The organism is Polaromonas sp. CF318 (assembly GCF_000282655.1).
Classification (GTDB): domain Bacteria; phylum Pseudomonadota; class Gammaproteobacteria; order Burkholderiales; family Burkholderiaceae_C; genus Polaromonas.
Genome location: NZ_AKIV01000081.1, coordinates 19,325 through 28,388, shown reverse-complemented (window position 1 = coordinate 28,388; position 9,064 = coordinate 19,325). Strand labels below are relative to the sequence as shown.

The window sequence follows — 9,064 nt, the reverse complement described above, 5'->3', positions numbered from 1 at the left end:
CCCTTGCATGGGCATTAGCCCATGCGGCGTGCCCGGTCGGCCCACTCATCCCGATTGCACCCCAACGCGGCCCCGTTTAGGCCGTGAGCAGGTTCTGAAGCGCGAGTCGGTGACGGTGCAACTCTGGCAGCGCCGCGCCGACATGGCGCCGCAGCGCTTCGCCTGCCGCCTGCTGGTGGACAGCATCGAGCAGTGGCACATGGCCTTGCAATCGGCGCCCGACCAGGCGCTGCCCGCGCTGCTGGAGCAGGCGTGGGGCACCGAATGGGGCATCAGCGACTGCGAAGGCAACCGGCTGCTGCTGGTGCAATCGGCCCCGCACGCCGCCAGGCGCAGGGCCAGCGCATGAAGGCTGCCTTGCACGGCGACCACAGGCGCTGGCCGGCGGCGCTGGTGCTGGGCGCGGGCGTGCTGCTGCTGGCCTTGAGTTTTGTTGCCGGCAGCGCGCGCGGCGCTTATGCGATCAGCCCCTTGCAGCTATGGAACGTGCTGCTCGACATGCTGGGCGGCAGCGCCCAGCCCACGCCTGAGCACCTGGTCTTCATGAACATACGCCTGCCGCGCTTGCTGCTGGGCGTGGCGGCGGGCGCGGCGCTGGGTATGTCCGGCGCGCTGATGCAGGGCCTGTTTCGCAACCCGCTGGCCGACCCCGGCCTCATAGGCGTCAGCAGCGGCGCGGCATTGGCCGCTGGCATGGCCATCGTGCTGGGCAGCCTGTGGTTCCCCGAGATGCCGCGCACGCTGGGAAGCTGGACGCTGGTGGCCGCGGCTTTCACCGGCAGCCTGCTCGTCACCATGCTGGTGTACGCCCTGTCCCAACAGGACGGCGCGACCCGGGTCGGCATGATGCTGCTCGCGGGTGTCGCCATCAACGCATTGGCCGGCGCCGGCCTGGGCTACCTGACCTTCCTGGCCACCGACGAGCAATTGCGCAACATCCAGTTCTGGCTGCTGGGCAGCCTGGGTGGCGCGCGCTGGAGCGCGGTGGCCCTGGTGTTGTCTGTGGTGACGGCGGCCGTGGGCGTGGGCCTCACGCTGGCCCGGCCGCTGAATGCCATCGCGCTGGGCGAAGCCCAGGCCGCGCTGCTGGGCGTGCCGGTGGAGCGCGTCAAACGCCTTGCGGTGCTGCTGACGGCGCTGGCGGTGGGCGCCGTCACGGCCACTACCGGCATCATCGGCTTTATCGGCCTGGTGGCGCCGCACTGCGTGCGTCTGGTGGCCGGGCCTGACCACCGCGTCGTGCTGCCGGGCTCGGCCCTGTTCGGTGCGGCCCTGGTGCTGGCGGCGGACAGCGTGGCGCGCACCATGGTCAAGCCGGCCGAACTGCCGCTGGGGGTGCTGACGGCATTTGTCGGCGTGCCCTTCTTTTTGCTGCTGCTGCGGCACTTCCGCAGCCGGATATGAGCCCATGAACGCGCGAAACCAGACTGATTTTTTGCCGCCGGCCGGCATGCTCGAAGTGGCCGGCGTAGGCGTCGAGGTGCCAGGCCGCTCGCTGCTGCAGGCGGCTTCGGCGCAATTCATCGCGGGCCAGGTCACGGCCGTGCTGGGGCCCAACGGCGCGGGCAAGTCCACCTTGATGTCGCTGCTGACCGGCCAGCGCCAGCCTTCGAGCGGCCATGTTTACCTGGCCGGCAAGGTTCTGTCCGCCCATGCCCCCGCAGAGCTGGCCCGCATGCGTGCCTGCGTGGCGCAGGAAACCCAGGTCGCGTTCGAGTTCACCGTGCGCGAAGTGGTGGAACTGGGCCGTTATCCGCACCGCCGCCATCCCGGCCGGAACGAAGCCGACGTGGTGCTGCAGGCCATGCAGGCCACCGCGGTCGAGCACTTGCAGCACCGTGTGCTCAACACGCTCTCGGGCGGTGAAAAAGCGCGTGTCCACCTGGCGCGGGCACTGTCGCAGGTGTGGGAGCCCCTGGCGGGCCAGTCCACACGCTGGCTGTTGTTGGACGAACCCACCGCCGCGCTTGATTTGCAGCACCAGCACCGCATGCTGCAGCTCGTGCGCGCCTGGGCCACCGCCCAGGGTGTCGGTGTGGTGGCCGTGCTGCACGACCTGAACCTGGCATTGCGTTACAGCGACCGCTGTGTGGTGCTGCAGCAAGGGCAGGTAGCGGGCAGCGGCACCACCGCCGAGGTGCTCACGCCGCTTTGCATTGAAAAAGTCTGGGGCGTGGTGGCGCACCCGGTGACTCCACAGGGTGGAGAGCCGGGGCTGCGCCAGTATCTTTTTGAGGCGCCTGTCCAGAAGCCCTAGGCCGACAAGGCAATCACGACGGCCGACTCGTCGATCTGCGCCTGCACAAGGCTTTTGGTTTTCAGCCCGCTACCCGGCGCCGCAAAACCCACCAGCTGCAAGCCGCCTTCAAGTTGCAGCGACACCTCGTCGCCGCCGGCGCCGCGGCTGATCCGCACGGCCTGGCCCTTCAAGCTTTGCCCGCCTGGTGGTGTGGAGCTTTGCGCGCTGACCACCACCGCCGTGGCCTTGCACAGCGCCAGCACGGCCTGTCCCTTCTTTAAACCCAGCAGTTCGGCACTGGCCTTGGTGATGCGCGAGACCAGCGCGGCGCCGCCGGCCAGCTTCAAATGCACACGTGCCACCTGGCCCCGCAGCGCCAGCTTGTCGACTTCGCAAGGCAACTGGTTGCGCATGCTGGTGCGCACGCCCATGTTGGAGAGCGTGGGCAGCGCGCGCGGCAGCAGCAATTCGTTGGACTTGAAACCGGCGAGCACCTGGCTGCGGGTTTCATTCAGGAGGCCGGCAACCGCCAGCAATTTCCGGCCCGCCGGCGTCAGCGTCGCGCCGCCGCCGCCCGAGCCGCCCACGGCGCGCTCCACCAGCGCCACGCCGGCCAGGTTGCTCAGGGTGTCTATGGCTTGCCAGGCGGCCTTGTAGCTGACTTCGGCCTGGCGCGCCGCCTGCGAAATTGAGCCGCTTTCGCCGACCAGGCGCAGGATGTCGATGCGCTTGTCGGCCGGTTCGTGGCCCAAGGCGCTGGCGAAGGAAGGGGCGGTGGATGTGGTTGCGGGTTTTTTCATGGCAGGCCCGGGGGACAGGCAGCGCTATTCTAAAATAGAATAGCGCTCGGGCGGTGAGCCCGGGCTGCCAAGGCGGTTTGTCCCAACACCCTTCATCTTTCACCTTCGGAGTTCCCTGATGTCCAAAATCGTGTCGCGCTGGCTGCCGGCGCTGTGCCTCGCACTGGCCTCGGCCGCTGTGTTGGCCGACGACGTCCAGGTTGCCGTCGCGGCCAACTTCACTGCGCCCATGAAGCTGATCGCCGCGGATTTTGAAAAAGACACCGGCCACAAGGCGGTGCTGACCTTTGGCGCCACCGGCAAGTTTTATGCGCAGATCAGCAACGGCGCGCCCTTCGAAGTGTTCCTCGCGGCCGACGATGAAACCCCCGCCAGGCTGGAGAAAGAGGGCGCGGCCCTGAACGGCAGCCGCTTTAGCTATGCCACCGGCAAGCTGGCGCTCTGGTCCGCGCAGCCCGGCCTGGTCGACGCGCAGGGCGAGGTCCTGAAAAAGGGCGACTTTAAAAAGATCGCCATCGCCGCGCCCAAGCTCGCGCCCTATGGCGCAGCGGCCGTCGAAACCATGAACAAGCTGGGCCTGCAGGCCGCGCTGGAGCCCAAGCTGGTGCAGGGGGAAAGCATAGGGCAGGCCTTCAGCTTTGTCTCCACCGGCAACGCCGAGCTGGGTTTTATCGCGCTGTCTCAGGTTTATGAAGGCGGCAAGATCAAATCGGGCTCGGCCTGGATTGTTCCCGGGAACCTGCACAGCCCCATTCGCCAGGATGCGGTGTTGCTGGCCAGGGCCAGGGACAGCAAGGCCGCGGCGCAGCTGATGGCCTACCTCAAGACCGACAAGGCCAAGGCGGTCATCCGTTCCTTCGGCTACGAGCCCTGAACCTGGCCGAAGCATGCTCGACGATGCAAGCCTTCAGGCACTCGCGCTGACCTTGCGGCTGGCGGCGACCACCACCTTGGTGTTGCTGCTGGCCGGAACGCCGCTGGCATGGTGGCTGGCGCGCACGCGCTCCTGGCTCAAGGGGCCGGTGGGCGCGCTGGTGGCTTTGCCGCTGGTTCTGCCACCGGTGGTGCTGGGCTTTTACCTGCTGGTGCTCACGGGCCCCAACGGCCCGGTCGGCCAGCTCACGCAGTCGCTGGGCTGGGGCCTGCTGCCTTTCAGCTTTGCGGGCCTGGTGGTCGGCTCGGTGCTGTATTCCATGCCCTTTGTGGTACAGCCTCTGCAGAACGCCTTTGAAGCCCTGGGCGAGCGGCCGCTGGAGGCCGCCGCCACCTTGCGGGCCTCGCCGCTGGACACCTTCTTCAGCGTGGTGCTGCCGCTGGCCCGGCCCGCCTACCTGACGGCCGCCGTCATGGGTTTTGCGCATACGGTCGGCGAGTTCGGCATCGTACTCATGATGGGCGGCAACATTCCCGGCAAGACGCGTGTGATGTCGGTGCAGATTTATGACCATGTGGAGGCGCTTGAATATCGCCAGGCGCACTGGCTGGCCGGCGGCCTGCTGGTGTTTTCCTTCCTGGTGCTGCTGGCGCTCTACACCTTGAATACCCTGCAGCCGGGCCGGCGCAAAGGGCAGGGCGCATGAAGCCCACTGTCCCTGCGGAAGGCGGCATCGCCGCATCTTTTCGCCGCGCATTCACCGGCTTTTCGCTTGATGTGTCACTGGCCGTGCCGGGGCGCGGCGTGACGGCCATCTTCGGCCCGTCGGGATCCGGCAAGACCAGCCTGCTGCGCAGCATTGCCGGGCTGGAGCGGTCCGGCAGCGGCTACCTCGCCGTCAATGGCGAACTCTGGCAGGACGATGCCGCCGGCATCTTTTTGCCGGTGCACCAGCGCCCCTTGGGTTATGTGTTCCAGGAAGCCAGCCTGTTTGAGCACCTGGACGTGCGCCGCAACCTCGATTTCGGCCTGCGCCGCGTGCCGCCGGCGCAGCGCCGTGTTTCGCTCGCGCAAGCCATCGAATTGCTGGGGCTGCAGGCTTTGATGCAGCGCATGCCCGGCACCCTCTCGGGCGGCGAGCGCCAGCGCGTGGCGATCGCCCGGGCGCTGGCCACCAGCCCGCGCCTGCTGCTGATGGACGAGCCCCTGGCCTCGCTGGACGCCGCCCGCAAGGCCGACATCCTGCCCTACCTGGAGCGCCTGCATGACGAACTGGACATGCCCGTGCTTTACGTGAGCCACGCGCCCGACGAGGTCGCCCGGCTGGCCGACCATCTGGTGCTGCTGGATGCGGGCCGGGTCACGGCCTCGGGCCCCACGCGCGAACTGATGACGCGGCTGGACCTGCCGCTGGCGCATGGCGATGCCGCGGCCGCTGTGCTGGACGCCGTGGTCAGCGCCGTCGAGCCCGACTGGCACATGAGCCACGCTGAGTTCCCCGGCGGCCGCATCAGCCTGCTCAACCCCTCGCTGCAGATCGGCCAGCGCGTGCGCGTGCGCATCCAGGCGCGCGACGTCAGCCTCACGCTGGCGCGCCAGGAGGGCACCAGCGTGCAGAACATCTTCCCCGTCACCGTCACCGGCCTGGCGGCCGACAGCCCAGGCCAGCTCATGGTGGGCCTGGACGCCGGCGGCAGCGCGCTGCTGGCCCGCATCACGCAGAAGTCGGCCCAGGCGCTGCGGTTGCAGCCGGGCTGCCGGGTGTTCGCACAGGTCAAGGGCGTGGCTGTTCTGGGCTAAGGCGTTCGGCAAAGAAGGCCAGGATCTCATCGCGCGCCGCCAGCGTGGGCTGGCCCGCCTCGTCGACCAGGTGGGCCGTCACCACGCTGTGCGGTGTGGGCACATGCCGGGCGAAGAAGGGCGGCACCTCGGTATTGGCGGCGCTGTCCGGCAGCACCCGGCCCACAAAACGGTCGCCCAGGGCCTCGCCATAGGCCGCAAAGCGCTGGGCCCGGCAAAATTTGTCGCCTTCAAAGCGGTAGGCCAGCACGGTGAGCTTTTCCTGGTCAAGCCGCCGGCGCACCGCGTGGATGTCGGCGGGCGATATCTCCAGGCCACTCGGGTCGTTGAGAGGCAGCGAGGGCTGGGACAGCACCGGCGCCAGCACCGCGGGCTCCAGCATCATCGAGAGCGCGAAGTTGCCGGTCCAGCACATGCCGATCGCACCCACGCCGGGCCCGCCGCATTCCTGGTGCGCCAGCCTGGCCAGCGCCATCAGCCATTGCGTCACCGGGCTGGTCTCATTGGTGCGCAGCGCGCGGAACTCGGCGCTGACGCAGGCGCGCTGGAAGACGGCCGCGCCTTCGTCGGCGCCGGGCACCGCGCCGTCGCGGCCGAACAGCGAGGGCATGTAGACGGTGAAACCCGCATCGCGCACCCAGCGGCTGAAACGCGCGACATGCGGGCTGATGCCCGGCATCTCGGTCATGACGACCACGGCCGGGCCCGAACCGGCCACATAGACTTTTTTGGCCACGCCGTCCAGCGTGATGGTGCGGGCCGTGAAGTCTTCGAGCGCATCGTCCTCATTCATGTTGCGCTGTGCGGGGGAGGGGACCATGGTCTTGCTTTCAGAGGATGGAAACCCTGAATTGGACGCGGCGGGCGGCTAAACTGCGAGTGTCTGTTTAGACATCTTTAAGGCTTTTTCAGTCAATGACCGATTTCACCGTTCTGGTCCTGCCCGGGGCTTTCGCGGCCAGCGTGGCCGCCACGCTCGACGTGCTGCAGGCGGCGGCCACACTGGCGCCGCGCCTGAAGCTCGCGCGCCCCGGCTGGCGCGTGCTGTCGTCCTCCGGCGGCGCCGTGTCCCTGAGCAGCGGCATGCGCGTGGACACCACGGCCCTGCCCAAGCGACAGCGCGCCGATGCGTCGACCTGGATCATCCCGGGGCTGGGCCTGGACAACGCCCAGGCGGTCGCGGCCGGGCTGGCGGGCGCGGATGCGCAGCGCGCCATCCAGGCCGTCGCCGTACACGCGGCGCGGGGCGGCCGTGTCGCGGCCTCCTGCTCGGCGGTGTTTTTGCTGCAAGCGGCCGGCCTGCTGGCCGGGCGCCGCGTCACGACGTCCTGGTGGATGGCGGCCGAGCTGCGCCGCCTGGAGCCGCGCTGCACCGTGGATGCCGACCGCATGGTGTGCGCCGACGGCCCCTTGAGCACGGCGGGCGCCGCTTTCGCGCAGACCGACTTGATGCTTCACCTGTTGCGCACGCAGTTCGGTACGGGGCTGGCCGACGCGGTGGGGCGCGTCCTGCTGATAGACGGGCGGCAGGCGCAGGCGCCTTTTGTGCTGCCGGCCATGCTCTCCAACGGCAATGAATTGGTGGCCCGGCTGATGGCGCGCATCGAATCGGCTTTGCCGCATCCACCTAGCGTCGAGGCGCTGGCCGGCGAGTTCGCGATGTCGCAGCGGACCCTGTCGCGGCGCGTGCGCGAGGCCACGGGCCAGAGCACGCTGGCCCTGGTGCAAAGCGTGCGGCTTAACCGCGCCCGCATGCTGATTGAGTCCAGCCGCATGAGCATAGAACAGGTGGCCGGGCAGGTGGGCTATGAGGACGCGACAGCCTTGCGGCGCCTGATGCGCAGGTCGGCGGGTGCCAACCCCAGCCGCTACCGGACCGCACAGTCGCTTCGCGGCAGGTAGCGGCGTCACAGCGGGTTTCATTTCGGCCCAGGCACTGTGGGAACTGCGTATCGACCCTCCCCCTCGCTTCCATGTATGGTCTTTCTTCGCATCCCTCGCAACTGGCACGGGATGTGCATCAAAAATCCCATATACACATCCATCCAGTCAGGAGAACATTACATGCGTCTTAACTTCAAGGGCACCATGCTCGCGTCCGCTTGCTCCCTCATGCTGGCGCTGGTCGTCGCCGTTCCCGCCGCCCATGCGCAGGCAATGGCCGACAAGGCGGTCCTCGAAAAGGCCGAGAGCTACAAGGGCGAGGCACTGGCCTTGCTGGAGAAACTGGTCAACATCGACTCCGGTTCGGGCTATGAAAAAGGCCTGGCCCAGGTGCGCGCGATTTCAGTGGACGAGCTCAAGAAGCTCGGTGCCAGCATCGAGACCGTGCCTTCCGGCGATGGCGGGGCTCACGTCCTGGCCACCTTCCTCGGCACCGGCAAGGCCAGGATCCTGCTGATGGCGCACATGGACACCGTCTTCAAGGAAGGCACGGCGGCCGCCAAACCTTTTTACATCAAGGATGGCCGCGCCTACGGCCCCGGCGTGATGGACAACAAGGGCGGCGTCCTCGCCGGCGTGTACGCGATCAAGATCCTGCAGCAGCTTCAGTTCAAGGACTATGCAAAGCTGACTTTCCTGCTCGACAACAACGAGGAGACCGGTTCGGCCATTGCAACGGCCCTGATCCAGAAGGTGGCCAAGCAGCATGACGTCACCCTGAACCTGGAGCCTGGCCGCCCGGCCGATGGCCTGGTGATCTGGCGCAAGGGCAGCGGCACAGCCACGGTGGAGGTCAAGGGCAAGACCGCGCACGCCGGTGTGGCGCCCGAGCTGGGCCGCAACGCGGCCATGGAGGCGGCCCACCAGATCCTGCAGCTCGGCAAGCTGGGCAGCCCCGAGAAACAGACGACGATCAACTTCACCGTGCTCAAGGCCGGTGACCGCACCAACGTGATCCCGGACTCGGCCAGTGCCAAGGCCGACGTGCGCGTGGCCGTGCCGGAAGAGTTTGACCGCATCGAAAAGGACCTGGCGCGCGTGTCGGCCAACAAGCTGATTGCGGACACCGAGGTCAAGACCACCTTGAGTCGAGGCCTGCCACCCATGCCGCAAACCGCCCACCAGGATGCGCTGGCCGCCAAAGCCCAGGCGATTTACGGCGAGATCGGCCGCAAGCTGACGCTGGAAGGCAGCGGCGGCGCGGCCGATGCCAGCCTGTCGGCCGGAGTCGGCGTGCCAACCCTGGACGGGTTTGGCATTGTGGGCGGCAACATCCACACCGAAAACGAATACGCCGAGGTGGAAAGCATCGTGCCGCGCTTTTATCTGCTGGCGCGCATGGTGATGGAGTTGAGCAAGCCGAACTGATGCGCCGGCTCCCGCCATGAAAAACGGCCCTTCGAAGGG

10 protein-coding genes are annotated in these 9,064 nt (G+C 67.8%); 8 read left to right on the top strand and 2 right to left on the bottom strand.

Annotated features, from left to right (window positions below; all coding sequences use genetic code 11):
• From PMI15_RS15885 to PMI15_RS15875, 3 genes are all read left to right on the top strand, one after another.
• Positions 1-349 (top strand): hypothetical protein (locus tag PMI15_RS15885; RefSeq protein ID WP_007871124.1); only part of this gene is annotated, 349 nt, incomplete at its 5' end.
• Positions 346-1,404, top strand: a complete 1,059-nt coding sequence (locus tag PMI15_RS15880) for an iron ABC transporter permease (RefSeq protein ID WP_007871121.1) — start codon at positions 346-348, stop codon at positions 1,402-1,404. The genes PMI15_RS15885 and PMI15_RS15880, both read left to right, overlap by 4 nt.
• A gap of 4 nt (positions 1,405-1,408) precedes the next feature.
• On the top strand, positions 1,409-2,257 hold the full coding sequence (locus tag PMI15_RS15875; RefSeq protein ID WP_007871118.1) for a heme ABC transporter ATP-binding protein: 849 nt from the start codon (positions 1,409-1,411) through the stop codon (positions 2,255-2,257).
• Here the strand turns inward: PMI15_RS15875 and PMI15_RS15870 are convergent.
• Positions 2,254-3,039 carry a TOBE domain-containing protein gene (locus PMI15_RS15870; protein WP_007871116.1) on the bottom strand — a complete coding sequence of 262 codons (786 nt, stop codon included), beginning with the start codon at positions 3,037-3,039 and terminating at the stop codon, positions 2,254-2,256. The two genes, PMI15_RS15875 and PMI15_RS15870, sit on opposite strands and share 4 nt — an antisense overlap.
• A 118-nt stretch (positions 3,040-3,157) precedes the next feature.
• On the opposite strand from PMI15_RS15870, the gene modA reads away from it, so the two are divergent.
• From modA to modC, 3 genes are read left to right on the top strand one after another with little or no spacing between them, the layout of a single operon-like run.
• On the top strand, positions 3,158-3,913 hold the full coding sequence (gene modA, locus PMI15_RS15865) for a molybdate ABC transporter substrate-binding protein (protein ID WP_007871115.1): 756 nt from the start codon (positions 3,158-3,160) through the stop codon (positions 3,911-3,913).
• A gap of 13 nt (positions 3,914-3,926) precedes the next feature.
• A complete protein-coding gene (modB, locus tag PMI15_RS15860; protein WP_007871113.1) occupies positions 3,927-4,619 on the top strand; it encodes a molybdate ABC transporter permease subunit in 693 nt (230 codons plus the stop codon).
• The gene (gene modC, locus PMI15_RS15855) at positions 4,616-5,713 is read left to right on the top strand and encodes a molybdenum ABC transporter ATP-binding protein (protein ID WP_007871111.1); all 1,098 of its coding nucleotides are present in this window, start codon (positions 4,616-4,618) and stop codon (positions 5,711-5,713) included. Before modB ends, modC begins: the two co-directional genes overlap by 4 nt.
• On the opposite strand, the gene PMI15_RS15850 is transcribed toward modC, so the two are convergent.
• Entirely contained in the window at positions 5,688-6,533 is an 846-nt protein-coding gene (locus PMI15_RS15850) for a dienelactone hydrolase family protein (protein WP_007871108.1), read from the bottom strand. The genes modC and PMI15_RS15850 overlap by 26 nt on opposite strands.
• 95 nt (positions 6,534-6,628) lie before the next feature.
• On the opposite strand from PMI15_RS15850, the gene PMI15_RS15845 reads away from it, so the two are divergent.
• Positions 6,629-7,615 (top strand): GlxA family transcriptional regulator, encoded by a 987-nt coding sequence (locus PMI15_RS15845; RefSeq protein ID WP_007871107.1) that lies wholly within the window; start codon positions 6,629-6,631, stop codon positions 7,613-7,615.
• Positions 7,616-7,801: 186 nt separating this feature from the next.
• Positions 7,802-9,025 (top strand): M20/M25/M40 family metallo-hydrolase, encoded by a 1,224-nt coding sequence (locus PMI15_RS15840; protein ID WP_157214646.1) that lies wholly within the window; start codon positions 7,802-7,804, stop codon positions 9,023-9,025.
• Positions 9,026-9,064: the final 39 nt, after the last annotated feature.